This window comes from Bacillus cereus group sp. TH152-1LC (assembly GCF_027710505.1).
Taxonomy (GTDB): domain Bacteria; phylum Bacillota; class Bacilli; order Bacillales; family Bacillaceae_G; genus Bacillus_A; species Bacillus_A mobilis.
The window spans coordinates 225,429-245,373 of the sequence record NZ_JAQFNK010000003.1 but is presented as its reverse complement, the minus strand read 5'-3'; the positions used below and the strand labels follow the sequence as shown (position 1 = coordinate 245,373).

Here is a 19,945-nt window from a genome sequence, read left to right as displayed (position 1 = left end):
GTAGATTGGAAGATCAATTAAAAGATTTTATTCATTATATGGTTGTCGAAAAAGGGCTTGCGAAAAATACAGTAGTATCTTATGAACGTGATTTAAAAAGTTATGTAAAGTATTTGCAAAATGTAGAACAGGCGAAAAGCTTTCATGAAGTGACACGCTTACACATTGTTAATTTTCTGCAGCACTTAAAAGAAAACGGAAAATCTTCGAAAACATTAGCACGTCATATTGCATCGATTCGTTCGTTTCACCAATTCTTACTTCGTGAACGAGCGGTAGAGCACGATCCATCCGTACATATTGAAACGCCGCAAGGAGAACGGAAATTACCGAAAGTACTATCAATCGATGAAGTAGAAGCGTTGCTTCAGACACCAAAAATGACGAGTGCTTTTGGGGTTCGTGATAAAGCGATGCTAGAGTTATTGTATGCGACAGGACTTCGTGTTTCGGAATTAATTGCCTTAAATTTAGAAGATGTACATTTAACGATGGGATTTGTTCGTTGCATAGGGAAAGGGAATAAAGAAAGAATTATTCCACTAGGAAGTTTAGCGACGGAAGCGATTCAAAAGTATATTGAAAAGGGAAGAAGAGAATTGATGGGTAAAAAGGTAGTAGATGCACTCTTTTTAAACCATCATGGAAATCGATTATCAAGACAAGGATTTTGGAAAATTTTAAAACGATTAGCGAAAGAAGCAAATATTGAAAAAGAGCTTACACCGCATACGTTGCGCCATTCTTTTGCTACGCATTTATTAGAAAATGGAGCAGACTTGCGTGCTGTGCAAGAAATGCTTGGACATGCTGATATTTCGACGACGCAAATTTATACGCATGTTTCAAAAGCTAGATTAAAAGATGTATATAAACAGTTTCATCCGAGAGCATAGTTACTATGCTCTTTTTTCATAGATTCAGAAGGATAGAGCGTTTCACAGAAACTTCACAAACATTTCGTACATTGTTTTCAGCAGAAGACTAGAATATTACAATGCATTTCCTCTATACTAAATAAGGTATAAAGGAGGAAATGATGATGAAAAAACTTATTATGACATTATTTATCGCGATGTTAGCATTGGCTGGCTGTAATACAAACAAAGAAGAACCGAAAAAAGAAAAGAAACTTGAAAGTATAAACGTAGCGGTTCAAACGAATCCGAAAGAAATTAAACCTGGTGAAAAAACAGAAGTACAAGCACTTGTTACGCAAGGAAAAGAAAGAGTAACGGATGCTGATGATGTAAAGTTTGAAATTTGGAAAGATGGCGACGAGAAACACGAGATGTTAGATGGTAAGCATAAAGGAAAAGGTGTTTATGCAGTAGAAAAAACATTTGAAACTGATGGAGTATATCATATTATTCCTCATACAAATGCACGCGATATGCATGTTATGCCAGAACATAAAGTGGCTGTAGGAAATGCAAAAGTAGAAGATGCGAAAAAAGAAAATAGTGATCACGGTGCAGGGCATGACGATCATAAAAGCGATACAATGATCCACCTTATGGCTGGTGACATAAAAGTAAACGCTGAATCGACTATGAAAGTTCATTTAAAACAAAAAGAAGAAGCGTTAACTGGTGCTGAAGTACAACTTGAGATTTGGAAAGATGGTGTTGAAAAACACGAATTTATTCCAGCGAAAGAAGGAAATAAAGGAGAGTATGAAACGAAACATACTTTCAAAGAAAACGGTTCTTACAAAGTGAAAGTTCATGTTAAAAAAGGCGAACTGCATGAACATAAAGAAGAAACAGTAGAAGTAAAATAAAAAGTAGCTCTTTAGAGCTACTTTTTATTTTTATCCCGCTTTAATGGGCAGTAAGACCCCCACCTCAAAATTCAACGAAAGCAAAGAAGTTAGGTGGGGGATCAACTGCCCATTAAAGTCCGATTGGTTCAACTAATAATCAGTGGGGGATGAAGAACCCCCCACTGATTAAAGTTTCACTTTATCTCGTTATTTGTGAGCTAATTATTTTTTCACTTTATATGAAGAAATAAATCATAAAATAATTAGCACTTCTTTGCATAATGGATTACAATAGAATTGTGAAGAAAATGAGAAAATCTACGAAAATGTATTAAAAAGAAAGCGTAAACATGGTATGATATCCGTATCAGATGTCTGACATCTGACTTAGGAAAAACTAGAAATGTTTTTGAGTCGTTTCAAAGTAAACGAAATAGGTTAGAGAATCATTTAAAGAAGTACTGTTTGACAATGAGAACGAAAGATAATTCTTATGGAGAACAGTTTCACTTTATAGCGTTTTGAACATACTACAAGAAGTAGAACTGAACTTATAGGAGGTCGCAGTTATGAATAAATATAAACGTATATTCCTAGTCGTAATGGACTCTGTAGGAATCGGCGAAGCACCGGATGCTGAGCAATTTGGTGATTTAGGTTCTGACACAATTGGTCACATTGCTGAACATATGAATGGATTACAAATGCCAAATATGGTGAAGTTAGGTCTTGGTAACATTCGTGAAATGAAAGGTATCTCTAAAGTAGAAAAACCACTTGGATATTATACAAAAATGCAAGAAAAATCTACTGGTAAAGATACAATGACAGGACACTGGGAAATCATGGGTCTTTACATTGATACACCATTCCAAGTGTTCCCTGAAGGATTCCCAAAAGAATTACTTGATGAATTAGAAGAAAAAACAGGTCGTAAAATCATCGGTAATAAACCAGCTTCTGGAACTGAGATTCTTGATGAACTTGGTCAAGAACAAATGGAAACAGGTTCTTTAATCGTTTACACTTCTGCTGATAGCGTATTACAAATCGCAGCACACGAAGAAGTAGTGCCACTTGAAGAGTTATATAAAATTTGTAAAATTGCACGTGAATTAACGTTAGATGAAAAGTACATGGTAGGTCGTGTTATCGCTCGTCCATTCGTTGGAGAACCAGGGAAATTCACACGTACACCAAACCGTCATGATTATGCGTTAAAACCATTCGGCCGTACGGTAATGAATGAATTAAAAGATAGTGACTACGATGTGATTGCTATCGGTAAAATCTCTGACATCTATGATGGTGAAGGGGTAACTGAATCACTTCGTACGAAGTCTAACATGGATGGAATGGATAAGCTTGTAGATACATTAAACATGGACTTTACAGGTCTTAGCTTCTTAAACTTAGTTGACTTTGATGCATTATTCGGTCACCGCCGTGATCCACAAGGATATGGAGAAGCACTGCAAGACTATGATGCACGTCTTCCAGAAGTATTCGAAAAACTAAAAGAAGATGATTTATTATTAATTACAGCAGACCATGGTAATGATCCAGTTCACCACGGTACTGATCATACACGTGAATATGTACCGTTATTAGCATATAGCCCAAGCATGAAAGATGGCGGACAAGAATTATCACTTCGCCAAACATTTGCTGATATTGGTGCAACGGTAGCAGAAAACTTCGGTGTGAAAATGCCAGAACACGGAACAAGCTTCTTAAACGAGCTAAAGAAATAGGGGGATAAACAAATGAATCGTGAACTTATTACAAAATCAGCTTCATACTTAAAAGAGAAATTTCAAGAAACGCCACAAGTAGGACTAATCCTTGGATCAGGACTAGGTGTATTAGCAGATGAAATCGAGAACGCAGTAACAGTACCTTACAGTGAAATCCCTGAATTCCCAGTATCAACTGTAGAAGGACATGCAGGTCAATTAGTATTCGGTACACTTCAAGGTGTTACAGTAGTAGCAATGCAAGGACGTTTCCACTTCTATGAAGGATACGACATGCAAAAAGTAACATTCCCAGTTCGTGTTATGAAAGAACTAGGTGTAGAAACAGTTGTTGTAACAAATGCAGCTGGTGGTGTAAATACATCATTCGAGCCAGGCGATCTTATGTTAATTTCAGACCATATTAACTTCATGGGTACAAATCCATTAATCGGACCAAATGATTCTGAAATGGGTGTACGTTTCCCTGATATGTCTACATCATATACGACAGAGCTTCGTGAAATGGCGAAACAAGTCGCAGCAGACCTAAATATTAAAGTACAAGAAGGTGTATACGTTGGAATGACAGGTCCTGTATATGAAACACCTGCTGAAATTCGTATGCTTCGTACACTTGGCGGAGATGCAGTTGGTATGTCAACAGTACCTGAAGTAATTGTAGCGCGTCATGCTGGTATGAAAGTACTTGGTATTTCTTGTATTTCAAATATGGCAGCTGGTATTTTAGATCAGCCACTTCACCACGATGAAGTAATCGAAACGACAGAACGTGTTAAAGCTAATTTCTTAGCATTAGTAAAAGCAATCGTAAAACAAATGAAGGGGTGACCTCACAATGAGAATGGTGGACCTAATTGCAAAAAAACGTGACGGACATGCATTAACGACAGAAGAAATTAACTTTATTGTTGAAGGATATACGAATGGTGATATTCCTGATTATCAAGTAAGTTCACTTGCAATGGCAATTTTCTTCCAAGATATGAACGATCAAGAACGTGCTGATTTAACTATGGCAATGGTAAATAGCGGTGATACAATCGACTTATCAGCTATTGAAGGAGTAAAAGTAGATAAGCACTCAACAGGTGGCGTTGGTGATACAACAACACTTGTATTAGGTCCATTAGTAGCCGCTTTAGGTGTACCGGTTGCAAAAATGTCTGGACGTGGTCTAGGACATACTGGTGGTACAATTGATAAATTAGAAGCAGTTCCAGGATTCCATGTTGAAATCGAAAATGATGAATTCATGCGTCTTGTAAATGAAAATAAAATCGCAGTTATTGGTCAAAGCGGAAACTTAACACCTGCGGATAAAAAATTGTATGCACTTCGTGATGTAACGGCAACAGTAAACTCAATTCCGCTTATTGCAAGCTCGATTATGAGTAAAAAAATTGCTGCTGGTGCAGATGCAATTGTTCTTGATGTAAAAACTGGAGCAGGTGCATTTATGAAAACAGATGAAGACGCAAAACGTTTAGCAGAAGCAATGGTGCGCATTGGTAATAACGTTGGTCGTAATACGATGGCTGTTATTTCTGATATGAGTCAACCACTTGGTGAGGCGATTGGTAACGCACTTGAAGTACAAGAAGCAATTGATACGTTACAAGGTAAAGGACCAAAAGATTTAGAGGAGTTATGTTTAACACTTGGAAGTCAAATGGTATACCTTGCTGGACAAGCTTCATCTTTAGAAGATGCACGTGAGAAATTAATTGAAGTCATGAACAACGGTAAAGCGCTAGAATCATTTAAAACGTTCTTATCAGCACAAGGCGGCGATGCATCTGTTGTTGATGATCCTTCAAAATTACCACAAGCACAGTTTAAAATTGAAGTAGAAGCGAAGGAAGACGGTTATGTATCAGAAATCGTTGCAGATGAAATCGGAACAGCAGCAATGCTTTTAGGAGCAGGACGTGCGACGAAGGAATCTGAAATTGATTTAGCAGTGGGCTTAATGCTTCGCAAAAAAGTAGGGGACAGCGTGAAAAAAGGTGAATCCCTTGTTACCATTTTCGCAAACCGTGAAAATGTGGAAGATGTAAAAGCAAAAATTTATGAGAACATGAAGATCTCTACAGACCACGTAGATGCACCAACTTTAGTGCATGGTATTGTAACGAAGTAATAAAAAAAGGCCAAGGAGTATTTCTCCTTGGCTTTTTTTGCTATTTTTTGTTTATAATAATAATGGGTGAAATTATGATTAGAATTTGTGCAATAACAAAAACAGATGAAGTATTATATGATGTTTCGCTAGAAGAAACAACGAAAGACCATATTGCATGGTATTGGCTAGATTTATATAAGCCAACGAAAGAAGAGTATACATACATTTTGCAAGATCATTTTAAGTTCCATCCCCTTGCAATTGAAGACTGTATAGAATATGTACAGAGGCCAAAAGTTGATTTTTATGATGGATATAACTTTTTAGTTCTTCATGCATTTGGTGAGGATGGATTAGAACCGCACGAGATCGATTTATTTATTAGTGATCGTTATATTGTTTCCTTCCACTTTTCTCATAACAATGCAATCGAAAGAGTATGGAAAACACTTGGAGAAAAGAAGCGTATTAAAAATAGTCCTTTACACGTAGCACATACCATTATCGACCAAATTGTGGACGACTATTTTGCGCCTGTATATTACATTGAGGATCATTTAAATGCAATTGATGATAATTTAACAGGTGAGACAGCAGGAAGTGTACTAGAAGAAGTATTTGATATACGTGCAGATTTATCAAAACTAAGGCGTACAATCATTCCGATGCGTGATTTATTGTATCGTATTTTAAATTCGACTCGTTTTTACGGTATAAGTGATCATGAAATTTACTTTAAAGATATACATGATCATTTACTGAAACTGACAGAAATGATTGAAGCAAGCCGGGAGTTAACGGCAGATATTCGAGATAGCTATTTTTCATTAAACTCGCATCATATGAATAACATTATGAAAACATTAACTGTATTCTCGACTATTTTCATGCCATTAACATTTATTGCGGGAGTATACGGAATGAACTTTACGCATATGCCAGAGCTTGGTGGACAGTATAGCTATTTTATTTGTCTACTTCTAATGGCGCTAATTGGCGGAGGCATGATGGCTTGGTTTTATAAAAAAGGATGGTTTAAGTAAAAAAACACCGAGGAAAATTCCTCGGTGTTTTTACTTAACCAATAGCATGTAATACGAACATGGCTAAGAATAAGCATGTAACGATATACATAGACGGTGCGACTTCTTTACGCTTTCCAAGAGCAACTTTTAAGATAGGATAAGCAATAAATCCGAACGCAATGCCATCAGCGATACTATATGTGAGCGGGATCATGACGATAATTAAGAACGCTGGAAATCCTTCTGAAAAATCGTTCAGAGGAATTTGCTGAATGCTTGTAATCATCAGGCCGCCAATAATAATTAAGATTGGTGCAATGGCACTATCAGGAATTAGTTTGACAAACGGAAGTGCAAACAGTGATGCAAAGAATAACAACCCTGTAACGATAGACGTCAGACCTGTCTTTCCGCCTGCAGTAATACCTGCGGCACTCTCTACTGTTGATACGGTAGGGCTTGTGCCAAATAGACCACATGTCATTGCTGAAATTGCATTGGCTTGGTAAGCACGTGGGAATTTACGGTCATCTTCTAATAAACCGTGCAGAAGTCCCATGTTCTCAAAAATAAGCACCATGCTTAAGGAGAATGTTGCAATCCAAAACGGTAAGGAAGAAAGTTTGCCAAATGACATAGCTCCAAACACATCGCCGTAACTCGCGAATGAGAATGAACTATTTCCGATTTGACTTGTATCCACAAGACCAAATAGCCATGCAATACCAGTTCCTATTGCAATCGTCCATAAAAAGCTTCCACGTACGTTACGAATAAATAGTACAAGTGCAACGATAAGAGTAAGCACGGTCGCAAGAACGACAGGGTTACTTAATTTACCCATTGCAACAGCAGTATTTGGATTCGAAACGACTAAACCACCTTTTTGCAATCCGATAAATGCTAAAAATAATCCGATACCGACAGTAATAGCTTCCTTTAATGACTTTGGAATCGATACTGAAAGCACGCGAGCGATTGGTGTAAACGCAGCAATTGCAAAAATAATACCAGAGATGAAGACAGCCGCTAATGCTTCTTGCCAAGTTAATCCGAGCGTATGCACAGCAGTGTACGTGAAGAATGCATTTACACCCATACCAGGGACAAGAATAGCAGGTGCATTTGCCCAAAATGCCATGAGCAGACATCCGACAAATGAACTGAAAACAGTTGCTAAAATTCCAGCTTCAAGAGGAATGCCAGCATCGGATAAAATGGATGCATTTACAATCATAATATATACGATTGTGAAAAATGACGTAACTCCAGCTAAAACTTCTTGTTTTGGTGATGTTTCGTGTAAACCTAATTTAAATGTTCTATCAAGTATTCCTTTCATGTTAAACCTTCTTTTTCATATCCCTCTCCCACCCGTGATATCTCTTTCGTAAGAGCTCACCGTCCTTTATTATATCAGAACATCATGTTTTTACAACAAGGAAAATGATAACGTTTACTTATAAATAAGATTATTTATAAATACGTAAAAATCGCTCGTATTGTTGAAATGATTTCTAATTCTCCTGATTGAATGGGCGGAGCTGCTTGCGCATGTAAAGTAGCGTAGGACGTCACTTCCCGTGGTAATTGGGCAGATTCTTCAACGAATGAGAGTGGAACTGGATTAATGTTTAAATTGTATGTACTCGCAATAGCACGAGCTTTTTCTACCGCTTGTTGCAGAGCTTGAATGAGAGCTTGCTCGTAATATTTATTTGGATGAGATATTCGAAAACGTAAACCTTTTGCTACGTTTGCTCCATTTGAAACGGCTATATCATATACTTCCCCTGCTTTTTGTACATTTAAAACGGTAATTTCATACAAATGTTCCACACGATATCCTTGTAGTAACGCTTTATCATTTACATACTCATATTGAGGAGTGATTGTATAAGAAATCGTTTCTATATCTTTATCAGCAATACCAAGCTGTTTAAGTGCATCCAGCAATTGTTTTGATTGCACTGCATTTTCTTCTTGCGCTTGTTTCACATTTTTACTATCAGTTCGAATGCCAAGTGTTAATATAACAACATTGGGTTTCGCTTTGACAATACCTTCACCTTGTACAGTAATAGTCGCTTCTTTACCAGTATTAGTTGTGCGTACGTTGTGTAAATAAGGATTTATTCCACCCTGCATTTTCCATCACCATCCTTTTTATATGTATATGTGTGAACAAAAAAGAAATTTATATGAAAAAAGTTACATAAATGAGAATGTTGAGGGAAGAAAGCATATACAACATAGGTATTTATAGATTATAATATGTGTAAATATGATAAAAAAGGGACGAGGCTAGTGAACGAAAAAAGAGAAACACTGATTTTAGAGTTATCCGGATCATTTCGAAAGATGATACGTTTATTACAAAATGATATTAATACACGTTTTGCAGAACATATGCCATACAATGAATTTTCTGTATTACGCGCGTTATTTTTAAACAGTCCACAGATGGCTTCGCAAATTGCGAGTGAAGTAAACGTAACCTCCAGTCATATTACAGCTGTTACTGATCGTCTCGTACGAAAAGGGTTTGTAGAAAGAAAGCGTTCAAATTCAGACCGTCGTATCGTGTACTTAGAAATTACAGAACACGGAAGAGAAGTAACTGAAAAACTTGAAGCTGTGCGTAAAGAATATTATAAAGAGAGATTTAAAGGTTGGAGCGACCAAGAGATAGAAATGGTATTAGAGCTATTTGGCCGCGTATTATAATAAATGAGGATAGGAAGCGAAAGCTTTCCTATCCTTTTTCTTTTGAATAAAAACATTTCGAAACTCCAATACTTTAATTAAAAAGAATCGGAGTGAAAAATTATGAAACGTATTTCTATGCTTTTCATTATGATTGGAAGTTTTTTCTGCTTTAATCAATTCGCGGATGCCGCAACGCCTCTTCAAGTCGTTCAAAAAGAATTACACCATATTTCAAATAAGCAACCTGTTTTATATTCAAAACTATGGATTCGTTCCATGCAGAATGCTATTTTATTTCATCATAGTGATAACATTCGGCATGAAGATACGATCAGTAATGTAACAAAGTCTTCTCTTGTAAAAGTAAAACAACTGCCACTTCAAAAAGCATCGCAGTACATCCCGAGATTATCACAATATATTTCTAAGTTTGAGGCTGAGAATGTGCAAGTATATTATGTTGCAGCGCGTTACGAAGTGAAAAAAGAAAATTCGTATCAATTAAATGGAATGAATTATTTTATGCAAGTGTTTATTCAACAAGAGGGAGAATGGCGAATTGCGGAAAGCATAGTTGCTCCAACAGATCAAATTGTAGCAAATGGTGACGGGTTTGGAACGAAGCAAGAAAAAGAGTATGGGAAAAAAAGAGAGAATGTAAAATAACCTCCTCATAGAGAGGAGGTTATTTTATTTAAAATTCCAAGAGACTTTCCATTTTAATATTTTAGGTAGGAAGAAATACGTAATGAAACTAGTCACTAAAAATCCGATGTAAAAGCTGGACAATGACTGCTTGTGACTTAGTATTAAACCTCCAACGATCCCACCAAAGAAAATCGCACAAGCTAAAACTACTTTTTGTAGTTTTGGATATAGTAAGTAGTTACCATTTCGCTCATTGGCGGAACGGGCATATAAATAAATACCGAGTGGTAATAAAATAAGGATATGTGCAATAGGTCCAATCAATGTTTTTACCGGTGGAACCTTTGTAAAGTTTGGCTCGTTATGAAGCACTCCATTTTGATCAGTGTAAGCGCTTTGTGGATCATAATTAAAGTTAATAGTAAAATCTTCTGCTGGGCTAGAAATACGTATGTTTTCCATTACATTATGTATAAGGCTATTGTCCTCATGAAATGCAGTGTTTGAGTGAATAGCAATGACTCCTGAGATAAGTGATGGAAGTAAAGCTGGAAAGATTAATATAGCTGTAGTGAGAAATCCTTGCGATATGATATTCCCTGCAATGGTTCCTACACATAAGGCAAGTGTATAAATTGCACATAATACAATTAACATGTATATAAAGTAACTATGAAATGGGGAGAATACTTGATATTTATTATGAAAAGTCAACTTTTTCATAATAGCAAATAGCCCCCAATTTGAAACGACAATTACTGTAATATTACAGATTCCAAACAACCACTTTGTTATATAAAGGTGTGAACGTTTAAAGGGCATAGACCATAACAAGTCGCTAGAGTTATTTTGTCTTTCCCATCCAATTAACGTACAAGCTAGAATGATCAGTACGCTACCTAATAGCATGACAGGATCTAGAAGTGTTAAATCAAAGTGATAATGATATATATAGTTCCATTTTTTATTGTCATTTAGAAAGTGTTGCTGTTGAATAGAAGTCATATAGTATTTATATGACAAAGTATAGAAGCTGACGAGCCAAAATAGCCATACAACATATTTACTTTGTTGATATGTTCTTAGCCATAGTGCTTTTTGAAACATAGGATCTCTCCTTTAAAAAACTTTATAATTTGTTAGGCGTGATAATACAACATAAGTAATGATTCCAGCGAGAAACAAACTGATATAGTAGTTAGGTAAGAAATAAAATTGATTGATTTTATAGCCACCTAGTAATGAAAAGTAAATGGTTGTCCCCCATATCCATATTTTTAAATGCTTTTGGAAAATAAATATCTTTTGACTATTTTCATTTGGTGAACGCACATATAAATATGTCCCAAGTAGTAAATAAAATATTGTATAGAAAATAGGGACTAACATTGATTTGGCTGAATAATATACGTGAGATGCTGGATTTCTTAAAGTAGTTGGATCTTTTTCCTTCTTCCGAGAATCTGGCTGATAGTTATAATCAATAGAAAAGCGATATATTGGTACAACTATATTTGTTTTTTGATTGATTTTATATAGTTGTTGATCTAATTTATTATTTTTAGTATCGGTAGCCTCTAAATGGTTTAGCGTAAAGGTGTACACTAGTGGAATAAATGTAAGCCCCATTAGTAGCCATGGAATGCAAAAAATGACCTGTGAAACAATACTTCCAGTAAAAGTACCGATACATAGAGCAGCTGTATAGACTGCAACATAAGAAACTATCGCATAAAGAAAGTATCGGTGAAATGGACTAAATGATTGATAATCAAAATGGATGGTTGTTCTATAAATAATATACATAATAATCCAATTTATAAGTAATGAGCTCACAATACAGAAGGAACCGAAAGCCCATTTCGATAAGAAAACATTTTTTCTTTTAAATGGCATCGTCATAAGTAGTGTATTAGATTGATTACTCCGTTCCCATCCTATCAATAAGCAGGCTAAAGCAATGATAAGAACAGTTAACCAAAAACTATTACCATCGCGTGCAGAAAAGGTATAAAAATAATAATACTGTTCCCCTTTTTCTTGTAATTCGTAATATTTATCGAGCTCCATCTGAGCACTTCTATAGTATCCGAGAGATAGAAGATAAAGCGAACTAAAGAAGAATAGTAACGCAGCATATTTCCCCCGTTTCCAATGCCATATCCACAACGCCTTATGAAACATACCCATCCTCCTCTAGTGTCGTAACGAAGACATCTTCAAGTGACATTGTTAATTCTTCGATGAGTATCGGTTGTTCTTTATAAAACTTCTCCAGTGTTGTAGCCACATTTCCCTCAATTAAGATTGTAAATACTTTTCCTGTTTGATTTAATATTTTAATATTGCTTAAGTTTTCTAGTTTTTGAGGTAGTGAACGTTCATAAGCTACTTGTATTTTTGCAAATCGTGATTTTGCATCGTCTAGTGATGTAATAGACGAGATAGTATGGCCTTTTAATATAATGATTGTATCTGCGATTTGTTCCACCTCATCTAAATGGTGAGTTGAGATGAAAATGGTAATCTCTTTTTCTGCAACTTCTCCAACGAGAAATTGGAGGATCTGCCGTTTCACGATAGGGTCAAGTCCGTTTGTCGGTTCATCTAAAATGATATAGTCTGCTTTTGTAGAAACGGCTAAAATGATGGCAAGTAGTGCTTTCATACCTTTTGAATAGCTACGAATTCGTTTGTTTGGTAAGTTAAAACGTTCTAACAGTTCATAAAAATATGCTTCATCAAATGCGGTATAAACCGATTTGTAAAATTTCACAATTTCTTTTACTGTATATCCGTTCAGTATGTTAGTAGAATCAGGGACATATACGATTTTTTGCTTTATTTCAGGACACTGATGAATGTTTGTATTTTCATATGTAACAGTCCCTGCATCAGGGTCTAAAATGCCGACCATCGTTCGTAATAAAGTTGTTTTCCCCGCGCCGTTTCTTCCGAGTAATCCGATGATACTTCCTTTTTGTAATGTGAAAGAAACATCATCTAAAATCGTTTGATTATCAATTGTTTTCTTCAAGTTCGTCACTTTCAGCATCCGGATTTCCTCCAATCTCTTTATAGTATGAATCTATCCAATCATGAATTTTATCTTTCGTAACACCAAGATAAGAGGCTTCTAATAGTAATTGATGAAATTGCTTTTCAACCATAGCGATTTTCCTTTCGTCTAATGTTGGGGTAATCGATTGGGATACAAATGTTCCTTTTCCTCGTAATGTTTCAATAATCCCTTGTCGCTCTAACTCTTGGTACGCTTTACTCACTGTATTTGGATTTATAACGAGTAAAGAAGCGAGTTCGCGTACAGAAGGTAGTTTGTCACTTGGAGCTAACATGTTCTTTAATACGAGTTCTTTTATATTTTGAACAATTTGTTCCCATATCGGAGTGTTGCTTCTTGGATCAAGTTGAATATGCAAGAGCAATGTCTCCTTTCTGACTTGTATTAAGTGTACTACTGTGTATAATACACTTAATACAATATAGGTGATGAGTGTATTTGTCAACTGAAAATATTAGAAAAATATGGTATTAAAAAATAAATAATTGGAAAAAATAGGTCTGATATAGAATGGAGGGTTAGTCATGAAGCGAGTTTTTGGAATACTTGTTTGTTTCATGTTATTGCTTTCTGGTACTTCAGTTAGTTTCGCACAATCTGAGAAAACGAAGCAGGAGAAAACAGAAGAAACAACGCCGAAGTTAGCGGAACAAGCGTCGTCAGCAATTGTAATTGAACAAGATACAGGTAAAGTTTTGTTTGATAAAAATCCAAATGAGAAGTTACCACCTGCTAGTATGACGAAGATTATGACAATGCTATTAATTATGGAACAAGTTGAAAAAGGAAAACTAAAACTGACCGATAAAGTGAGAGCAAGTGAGCATGCAGCTTCAATGGGTGGATCACAAATCTTTTTAGAGCCTGGTGAAGAGATGACTGTAAATGAAATGCTAAAGGGTATTGCCATTGCATCTGGAAATGATGCGTCTGTTGCAGTAGCGGAGCATATCGCTGGTTCAGAAGAAGGTTTTGTAAATATGATGAACAAAAAAGCGAAAGATTTAGGACTGAAAAACACTCATTTCCAAAACCCAACAGGTCTTCCGGCTAAAGACCATTATTCTACAGCAAATGATATGGCTATAATGGCGAGAGAATTAATGAAGTACCCACTTATTCGCAAATACACAGGTAAATACGAAGACTATTTACGTGAAGATACGGATAAGAAGTTTTGGCTCGTGAATACGAATAAGTTAGTACGTTTCTATCCTGGAGTAGATGGTGTGAAAACGGGCTTTACGACAGAAGCAAAATATTGTTTAACAGCATCGGCTGAAAAGAATGGGATGCGTATTATTTCAGTTGTTATGGGTGCACCTACATCGAAAGAACGGAACAATCAAGTAACGAAGCTTCTTGACTACGCATTTGGTCAATATATGACAAAGAAATTGTATACACGAGGCGAAAAAATTAAGACTGTCCAAGTAGGAAAAGGGAAAAAAGAAAAAGTAGATTTAGTTGCGTCAGACAATGTGTCTCTTCTTATGAAGAAGGGCGAAAATATGGACAAAGTAAAGCAAGAAGTAATTGCTGAAAAGAAAGTGAAAGCGCCGATTAAAAAGGGCGATGCACTTGGTACACTTGTTATTAAAAAAGATAAAGATGTTTTATTAAAACAAACAATTGTAGCAAAAGAAGATGTTGCTGCAGCGAGCTGGTGGGAGTTATTTAAAAGAAGTTTTGGGATGTTTTCAACATCAAAATAGCGGCAAATATTTTGCCGCTTTTCTATTCGTATGAAAGTAAATAATTGCTGAATGGTTTCACTTTATGGCGAAATAGTTCTTCTTTTGTCAGTAGGAAGGATTCTTATGTTGTATCACGAAAATCTTTATGTATGTAAATGAGTAAAGTTTGAGCATAAGGAGGAAATCGTGTGAGTCTTTCCATGCAATTAGAAGTAAAACGTGACGTCCTATGTGTGAGACTAGCGGGTGAATTAGATCATCATACTGCTGAAGAGTTGCGAACGAAAGTAACAGATATGATTGAGACACATGGTGTTCATCATATTGTTTTGAGCCTAGAGAACTTATCGTTTATGGATAGTTCTGGTTTAGGTGTTATATTAGGCCGATATAAGCATGTAAAGGGATTAGGTGGAGAAATGGTTGTTTGTGCAATTTCACCGCCTGTTAAACGTTTATTTGAAATGTCGGGCTTATTTAAAATTGTTCGCTTAGAAGAAAGTGAAGCGCATGCGCTCGCGACGTTGGGGGTGGCATAAATGAGAAATGAAATGAACCTTCAATTTTCAGCATTAAGTCAAAATGAATCGTTCGCTCGTGTTACAGTAGCTGCTTTTATTGCGCAACTAGACCCAACGATGGAAGAACTTACGGAGATTAAAACAGTTGTTTCAGAAGCAGTTACAAATGCAATTATTCATGGGTACGAAGGAAATGCAGAAGGTGTTGTTTATATTTCTGTAATTTTGGAAGAAGCAATGGTGAAACTCACGATTCGAGATGAAGGGATTGGCATCTTTGATTTAGATGAAGCAAGACAACCCCTTTTTACAACTAAACCTGAATTAGAGCGTTCCGGAATGGGATTTACTATCATGGAAAATTTTATGGATGAAGTAGAAGTTATTTCAAACGAATCTTTCGGGACAACAATCCATTTGACAAAATACTTATCAAATAGTAACGCTCTATGCAATTAAGGAGAATAGCCTATGGACATAGAGGTCAAAAATGAGAAGAAGAAACCTCAGTTAAAGGACCACGAGCTAAAAGCGTTAATTCAACAAAGTCAAGATGGAGATCAACAAGCGAGAGATACAATCGTTCAAAGTAATATGCGTCTCGTATGGTCGGTTGTGCAGCGTTTCCTTAATCGAGGATACGAACCAGACGATTTATTTCAAATTGGATGTATTGGGCTCTTAAAATCGGTGGATAAATTTGATTTATCTTTCGACGTGAAATTTTCAACATATGCAGTTCCAATGATTATTGGAGAAATACAACGATTTTTACGTGATGATGGATCAGTGAAAGTAAGTAGATCTTTAAAAGAAACAGGAAATAAAATTCGAAAGATGAGAGACGAGCTTTCGAAAGAATTCGGAAGGGCCCCAACGATTAATGAAGTAGCCGAAGCGTTAGAACTAACGCCAGAGGAAGTGGTTCTGGCGCAAGAAGCGAGTCGAGCCCCTTCATCCATACATGAAACGGTGTATGAAAACGACGGGGATCCAATCACTATTTTAGATCAAATTGCAGATCAATCTGAAACGAAATGGTTTGATAAAATTGCTTTAAAAGAAGCAATTAGAGAATTAGATGAGCGAGAACGTTTAATCGTGTATTTACGCTACTATAAAGACCAAACGCAATCGGAAGTAGCAGAGCGAATAGGCATTTCGCAAGTACAAGTTTCAAGACTTGAAAAGAAAATATTAAAACAGATGAAAGATCGAATAGATGAATAGCTATCTATTCGATTTTTTTATGACTTAAATAGGAGGAGATTGTAAACTTTCGTAAAAATTAACAGAATTTATTGATAATTTAGTAAATTTAAAATATAATCCAAGTATGAACTTGTCACAAAGGGGGAAGAAAATATGGAAACGAGGCAACAATGGGGGACGAGGGCTGGATTTATTTTCGCAGCGGTCGGCTCTGCCGTTGGATTAGGAAACATATGGCGTTTTCCTTATACAGCGTATGAAAATGGAGGAGGCGCATTCTTTTTACCGTACTTATTCGCATTATTAACGACTGGTATTTCATTATTGGCGTTTGAATTCGCTCTTGGGCATCGTCACCGTGGTTCCGCGCCACTTACGTTCTTCCGTATTAGTCCGCGTGCTGAATTCATCGGATGGTGGCAAATGTGTGTAACGTTTATCGTTTCAACATATTATGCAGTAATTATTGCTTGGTCTATTTCATATACGTATTTTTCAATTACTGGAGCGTGGGGGAAAGACACGCAAACATTTTTATTTAAAGAGTATTTGCATGTTGCAGATAAGCCAGGGCAGTTTGGAGGACTCGTACCGGAAGTGTTAATTCCATTAGCTCTCGTTTGGATTATTGTGCTCGGTGTAGCATTCAAAGGAGTTAAAAAAGGAATTGAAGTTGTTAACCGCATTTTCATTCCTTTGCTAGTTGTTATGTTCCTTATTATCGTAGTTCGTGCAGTGACGATGGAAGGTGCGATGCAAGGATTAGATGCATTCTTTAAACCAGATTGGAGTCGTATTTTTGATGGGAAAGTATGGCTTGCTGCTTATGGCCAAATTTTCTTTAGCTTATCTTTAGCATTTGGAATTATGATTACGTATTCTAGTTATTTACCGAAAAACTCAGATACAACAAATAATGCTTTTATTACGGGCTTTGCAAACTCAGGATTTGAATTATTAGCAGGGATTGGGGTCTTTGCAGCTCTTGGATTTATGGCAAACAATATGGGAGTACCAGTTGATAAAGTAGCAAGTGCTGGTGTAGGACTTGCATTCGTAGTATTTCCGCAAATTATTAATGAATTACCGATGTCACCGCTATTTGGCGTATTATTTTTCTTATCATTAACAGTTGCCGGAATTACATCTCTCATTTCGCTTGCGGAAGTATGTTTTGCTGCCGTATCTGAAAAGTTCAGCTTAAGCCGCCAAAAAACAATTGGAATTATGGGGACGCTTCTTGTACTAGTTTCTCTTGTTTTTGCAACACGTGGCGGGCTTATGTTCCTAGATGTTGTTGATTATTTCGCTAATAACTTCGGATTAATTTCAATTGCATTAGCGGAAGTAGTTACGATAGGACTCATTTTACGCCGTTTACCAGTTTATCAAAATCACGCAAACTTCGTATCCGATATTAAGTTAGGGACATTTTGGAGAGTGAGTTTACTCGTTATTACTCCGCTTATGTTAGGGTACATGTTAATTGATGGTACAATCCAAAATATTAAAAAGAATTACGGAGATTATCCAACGGAGATTGTCATAACATATGGTTGGTCAATTGCAGCAGCGTTCCTTATCGTTGCGCTAATCATTAGTCTAAAGAAATGGAATGCACAAATACATTCAGATTCTGCTAAGCTTGAAAAAGAATGGAAAGATCGAGGTGTTTCATAATGAGTGGATCAGCGATTATGATGATGGTTATTGGTATAGTAGTCATTTGGGGAGGACTTGCATTAAGTATTGCAAATTTATTTAAGAAAAAGGCATAAACTAAAAAAACGTCTGTACCGAAATGGTACAGATGTTTTTTTATGAAAAAATTGTATTAGAAAAAAATTCAATAACCATACTACAACTACGAGGAAGAGTGAAGAGGTGAATGGAAATTGGAACAAACAATTTATATTAAAATGCGTAATCGATTAAAAGTTTCGCCTACATATGAAGTGAAACTGGGTGATGTTGCTCAACTTGCGGGAGATGCTCTCGTAGTTCAGTCGTTACAAGATGAGGTAGTTTACAAAATAACAGCGCATGATAAGACGCATGTCGTAATTGATGTGATGAAAATTATTGAGATTATTAGAAAAAAAGCGGCTCATATACAAATTAATTTACTCGGTTCTGGACAAACTCTTGTTGAAATTATATATGAAAAAAAGAAAGTACATCCAATTTTCTTCGGGCTAGTATGGTTGTTACTTTTCATTGGAGCGGCCCTTGCCATCATTTATTTCCATGAAGATGTGAGCATGCAACAAGTGCATCAACGGTTATATTACATGATTACGGGAGAATTTAAGGCGCAACCACTTTTATTTCAAATTCCTTATTCATTAGGTCTTGGGTTAGGTATGGTCTTATTTTTTAATCATGTATTTCAAAAGCGAATTAATGAAGAGCCGAGTCCGTTAGAAGTAGAGATGTTCCAATATCAGCAGTCACTTGACCAATATGTAATTGTTCATGAAAACAAGGACAATATGAAACAACTTGCCGATGATTGAGTTTGGTCTTGTTATTTTAATTGGTTTAGCGGGAGGTATTGCAGTAGGTAGCGGGTATGTCGCATTTTTAGCTGTACTTGGTATAATCCCTCGCCTAGCTCAATTAACGAGAAGTGGAAAGCACATTCAGTATTTTGAGTGGGCAGTTATTGCAGGTACGTTAACAGGTGCTTGGTGTAGCTTGAAAAACATTACATTTCAAACGTCGCAATATTGGCTTGTTATATTAGGAATATTTTGTGGCACATTCGTTGGAATGCTTGCAGCCGCATTAACAGAAGTGTTAAATGTTTTACCTATTTTAGCGAAACGAGTAGGAGTAGAGGGGAAAATTGTTGTTTTACTCGTTGCTCTTGTACTTGGGAAAGTAATAGGCTCGTTGTTTCACTGGATTTATTTCGTAAAGTAGGAGGCAATATATAAATGACAGGACGAAAACTAAAGGATGATTACATAAATAAAGTGAAGGAGTACCATCCGAAACCAAATTATTTCATAAATTGTGTTAAGGCATTTCTTGTAGGTGGACTCATTTGTACAATCGGGGAAGTATTGATGAAATTTTATATACATTACTTTCATTTCAGTGAACAAGAGGCAGGGAATCCGACGGTTGCAACTCTTGTATTATTATCAGCGATTTTAACAGGTTGTGGCGTGTATGATAAAATCGGTCAATTTGCTGGAGCTGGATCGGCAGTACCTGTTACGGGATTTGCGAATTCTATGGCGAGCGCTGCGCTAGAACATAAGAGTGAAGGAATTGTACTTGGGATTGCTACCAATATGTTTAAGTTAGCGGGAAGTGTTATCGTTTTTGGGGTCGTTGGGGCATATATTATTGGGTTAATAAGATATACTTTTAACATTTTTATGTCTTAAAGGAGG

23 protein-coding genes are annotated in these 19,945 nt (G+C 36.3%); 17 read left to right on the top strand and 6 right to left on the bottom strand.

Going from position 1 to position 19,945, the window contains the following annotated elements:
* Nucleotides 1-5 precede the first annotated feature (5 nt).
* The 6 genes from xerD (at nucleotide 6) to corA (ending at nucleotide 6,690) form a co-directional block, all read left to right on the top strand.
* Nucleotides 6-896 carry a site-specific tyrosine recombinase XerD gene (gene xerD, locus PDL00_RS10985; RefSeq protein WP_000390083.1) on the top strand — a complete coding sequence of 297 codons (891 nt, stop codon included), beginning with the start codon at nucleotides 6-8 and terminating at the stop codon, nucleotides 894-896.
* Between the two features lie 143 nt (nucleotides 897-1,039).
* Nucleotides 1,040-1,783, top strand: coding sequence for a FixH family protein (locus PDL00_RS10980; protein WP_242253883.1), 744 nt, complete (start codon nucleotides 1,040-1,042; stop codon nucleotides 1,781-1,783).
* A gap of 551 nt (nucleotides 1,784-2,334) precedes the next feature.
* On the top strand, nucleotides 2,335-3,519 hold the full coding sequence (gene deoB, locus PDL00_RS10975; protein ID WP_242253882.1) for a phosphopentomutase: 1,185 nt from the start codon (nucleotides 2,335-2,337) through the stop codon (nucleotides 3,517-3,519).
* A 12-nt stretch (nucleotides 3,520-3,531) separates the two neighbouring features.
* Nucleotides 3,532-4,353, top strand: a complete 822-nt coding sequence (locus tag PDL00_RS10970; protein ID WP_001078444.1) for a purine-nucleoside phosphorylase — start codon at nucleotides 3,532-3,534, stop codon at nucleotides 4,351-4,353.
* A gap of 7 nt (nucleotides 4,354-4,360) precedes the next feature.
* The gene (locus PDL00_RS10965; RefSeq protein WP_242253881.1) at nucleotides 4,361-5,665 is read left to right on the top strand and encodes a pyrimidine-nucleoside phosphorylase; all 1,305 of its coding nucleotides are present in this window, start codon (nucleotides 4,361-4,363) and stop codon (nucleotides 5,663-5,665) included.
* A 62-nt stretch (nucleotides 5,666-5,727) separates the two neighbouring features.
* On the top strand, nucleotides 5,728-6,690 hold the full coding sequence (gene corA, locus PDL00_RS10960; RefSeq protein ID WP_242253880.1) for a magnesium/cobalt transporter CorA: 963 nt from the start codon (nucleotides 5,728-5,730) through the stop codon (nucleotides 6,688-6,690).
* Nucleotides 6,691-6,724: 34 nt separating this feature from the next.
* On the opposite strand, the gene PDL00_RS10955 is transcribed toward corA, so the two are convergent.
* Together PDL00_RS10955 and PDL00_RS10950 are read right to left on the bottom strand one after the other, a co-directional pair.
* Entirely contained in the window at nucleotides 6,725-8,014 is a 1,290-nt protein-coding gene (locus PDL00_RS10955) for an NCS2 family permease (RefSeq protein ID WP_242253879.1), read from the bottom strand.
* Between the two features lie 134 nt (nucleotides 8,015-8,148).
* Nucleotides 8,149-8,820 carry an SIMPL domain-containing protein gene (locus tag PDL00_RS10950; protein ID WP_242253878.1) on the bottom strand — a complete coding sequence of 224 codons (672 nt, stop codon included), beginning with the start codon at nucleotides 8,818-8,820 and terminating at the stop codon, nucleotides 8,149-8,151.
* Nucleotides 8,821-8,979: 159 nt separating this feature from the next.
* Between PDL00_RS10950 and PDL00_RS10945 the strand changes: the two genes are divergently transcribed.
* Nucleotides 8,980-9,399 carry a MarR family winged helix-turn-helix transcriptional regulator gene (locus PDL00_RS10945; protein ID WP_001003313.1) on the top strand — a complete coding sequence of 140 codons (420 nt, stop codon included), beginning with the start codon at nucleotides 8,980-8,982 and terminating at the stop codon, nucleotides 9,397-9,399.
* 102 nt (nucleotides 9,400-9,501) lie between these two features.
* A complete protein-coding gene (locus PDL00_RS10940) occupies nucleotides 9,502-10,047 on the top strand; it encodes a hypothetical protein (RefSeq protein ID WP_270728991.1) in 546 nt (181 codons plus the stop codon).
* A gap of 24 nt (nucleotides 10,048-10,071) precedes the next feature.
* On the opposite strand, the gene PDL00_RS10935 is transcribed toward PDL00_RS10940, so the two are convergent.
* From PDL00_RS10935 to PDL00_RS10920, 4 genes are read right to left on the bottom strand one after another with little or no spacing between them, the layout of a single operon-like run.
* Nucleotides 10,072-11,136 carry an ABC transporter permease subunit gene (locus PDL00_RS10935; RefSeq protein WP_242253873.1) on the bottom strand — a complete coding sequence of 355 codons (1,065 nt, stop codon included), beginning with the start codon at nucleotides 11,134-11,136 and terminating at the stop codon, nucleotides 10,072-10,074.
* A gap of 12 nt (nucleotides 11,137-11,148) precedes the next feature.
* Entirely contained in the window at nucleotides 11,149-12,213 is a 1,065-nt protein-coding gene (locus tag PDL00_RS10930) for an ABC transporter permease (RefSeq protein WP_270728990.1), read from the bottom strand.
* Nucleotides 12,203-13,084, bottom strand: coding sequence for an ABC transporter ATP-binding protein (locus PDL00_RS10925; RefSeq protein ID WP_242253871.1), 882 nt, complete (start codon nucleotides 13,082-13,084; stop codon nucleotides 12,203-12,205). Before PDL00_RS10925 ends, PDL00_RS10930 begins: the two co-directional genes overlap by 11 nt.
* A complete protein-coding gene (locus tag PDL00_RS10920; protein ID WP_142952734.1) occupies nucleotides 13,050-13,469 on the bottom strand; it encodes a GntR family transcriptional regulator in 420 nt (139 codons plus the stop codon). The genes PDL00_RS10925 and PDL00_RS10920 overlap by 35 nt, the downstream gene beginning before the upstream one ends.
* A gap of 166 nt (nucleotides 13,470-13,635) precedes the next feature.
* Between PDL00_RS10920 and dacF the strand changes: the two genes are divergently transcribed.
* The 9 genes from dacF (at nucleotide 13,636) to spoVAC (ending at nucleotide 19,939) form a co-directional block, all read left to right on the top strand.
* On the top strand, nucleotides 13,636-14,826 hold the full coding sequence (gene dacF / locus PDL00_RS10915; RefSeq protein ID WP_000831995.1) for a serine-type D-Ala-D-Ala carboxypeptidase DacF: 1,191 nt from the start codon (nucleotides 13,636-13,638) through the stop codon (nucleotides 14,824-14,826).
* Between the two features lie 170 nt (nucleotides 14,827-14,996).
* Nucleotides 14,997-15,347, top strand: a complete 351-nt coding sequence (gene spoIIAA / locus PDL00_RS10910) for an anti-sigma F factor antagonist (RefSeq protein ID WP_000059133.1) — start codon at nucleotides 14,997-14,999, stop codon at nucleotides 15,345-15,347.
* Nucleotides 15,348-15,788 carry an anti-sigma F factor gene (gene spoIIAB / locus PDL00_RS10905; protein WP_001243399.1) on the top strand — a complete coding sequence of 147 codons (441 nt, stop codon included), beginning with the start codon at nucleotides 15,348-15,350 and terminating at the stop codon, nucleotides 15,786-15,788.
* 12 nt (nucleotides 15,789-15,800) lie between these two features.
* A complete protein-coding gene (gene sigF / locus PDL00_RS10900) occupies nucleotides 15,801-16,559 on the top strand; it encodes an RNA polymerase sporulation sigma factor SigF (RefSeq protein WP_000350734.1) in 759 nt (252 codons plus the stop codon).
* Nucleotides 16,560-16,694: 135 nt separating this feature from the next.
* A complete protein-coding gene (locus PDL00_RS10895) occupies nucleotides 16,695-18,221 on the top strand; it encodes a sodium-dependent transporter (RefSeq protein WP_270728986.1) in 1,527 nt (508 codons plus the stop codon).
* Nucleotides 18,221-18,319 carry a methionine/alanine import family NSS transporter small subunit gene (locus PDL00_RS10890; protein ID WP_000016826.1) on the top strand — a complete coding sequence of 33 codons (99 nt, stop codon included), beginning with the start codon at nucleotides 18,221-18,223 and terminating at the stop codon, nucleotides 18,317-18,319. The genes PDL00_RS10895 and PDL00_RS10890 overlap by 1 nt, the downstream gene beginning before the upstream one ends.
* Before the next feature lie 117 nt (nucleotides 18,320-18,436).
* On the top strand, nucleotides 18,437-19,057 hold the full coding sequence (gene spoVAA, locus PDL00_RS10885) for a stage V sporulation protein SpoVAA (RefSeq protein ID WP_063260892.1): 621 nt from the start codon (nucleotides 18,437-18,439) through the stop codon (nucleotides 19,055-19,057).
* Entirely contained in the window at nucleotides 19,050-19,466 is a 417-nt protein-coding gene (spoVAB, locus tag PDL00_RS10880; RefSeq protein ID WP_097843866.1) for a stage V sporulation protein SpoVAB, read from the top strand. The genes spoVAA and spoVAB overlap by 8 nt, the downstream gene beginning before the upstream one ends.
* 14 nt (nucleotides 19,467-19,480) lie before the next feature.
* Nucleotides 19,481-19,939 (top strand): stage V sporulation protein AC, encoded by a 459-nt coding sequence (gene spoVAC, locus PDL00_RS10875; RefSeq protein WP_242253867.1) that lies wholly within the window; start codon nucleotides 19,481-19,483, stop codon nucleotides 19,937-19,939.
* Nucleotides 19,940-19,945: the final 6 nt, after the last annotated feature.

Coding starts and splice junctions, on each gene's coding strand:
- PDL00_RS10980 (WP_242253883.1), top strand. CDS start 1,040: ATGATGAAAAAACTTATTATGACATTATTTATCGCGATGTTAGCATTG.
- deoB (WP_242253882.1), top strand. CDS start 2,335: ATGAATAAATATAAACGTATATTCCTAGTCGTAATGGACTCTGTAGGA.
- PDL00_RS10970 (WP_001078444.1), top strand. CDS start 3,532: ATGAATCGTGAACTTATTACAAAATCAGCTTCATACTTAAAAGAGAAA.
- PDL00_RS10965 (WP_242253881.1), top strand. CDS start 4,361: ATGAGAATGGTGGACCTAATTGCAAAAAAACGTGACGGACATGCATTA.
- corA (WP_242253880.1), top strand. CDS start 5,728: ATGGGTGAAATTATGATTAGAATTTGTGCAATAACAAAAACAGATGAA.
- PDL00_RS10955 (WP_242253879.1), bottom strand. CDS start 8,014: ATGAAAGGAATACTTGATAGAACATTTAAATTAGGTTTACACGAAACA.
- PDL00_RS10950 (WP_242253878.1), bottom strand. CDS start 8,820: ATGCAGGGTGGAATAAATCCTTATTTACACAACGTACGCACAACTAAT.
- PDL00_RS10940 (WP_270728991.1), top strand. CDS start 9,502: ATGAAACGTATTTCTATGCTTTTCATTATGATTGGAAGTTTTTTCTGC.
- PDL00_RS10935 (WP_242253873.1), bottom strand. CDS start 11,136: ATGTTTCAAAAAGCACTATGGCTAAGAACATATCAACAAAGTAAATAT.
- PDL00_RS10930 (WP_270728990.1), bottom strand. CDS start 12,213: ATGTTTCATAAGGCGTTGTGGATATGGCATTGGAAACGGGGGAAATAT.
- PDL00_RS10925 (WP_242253871.1), bottom strand. CDS start 13,084: ATGCTGAAAGTGACGAACTTGAAGAAAACAATTGATAATCAAACGATT.
- dacF (WP_000831995.1), top strand. CDS start 13,636: ATGAAGCGAGTTTTTGGAATACTTGTTTGTTTCATGTTATTGCTTTCT.
- spoIIAB (WP_001243399.1), top strand. CDS start 15,348: ATGAGAAATGAAATGAACCTTCAATTTTCAGCATTAAGTCAAAATGAA.
- sigF (WP_000350734.1), top strand. CDS start 15,801: ATGGACATAGAGGTCAAAAATGAGAAGAAGAAACCTCAGTTAAAGGAC.
- PDL00_RS10895 (WP_270728986.1), top strand. CDS start 16,695: ATGGAAACGAGGCAACAATGGGGGACGAGGGCTGGATTTATTTTCGCA.
- PDL00_RS10890 (WP_000016826.1), top strand. CDS start 18,221: ATGAGTGGATCAGCGATTATGATGATGGTTATTGGTATAGTAGTCATT.
- spoVAB (WP_097843866.1), top strand. CDS start 19,050: ATGATTGAGTTTGGTCTTGTTATTTTAATTGGTTTAGCGGGAGGTATT.
- spoVAC (WP_242253867.1), top strand. CDS start 19,481: ATGACAGGACGAAAACTAAAGGATGATTACATAAATAAAGTGAAGGAG.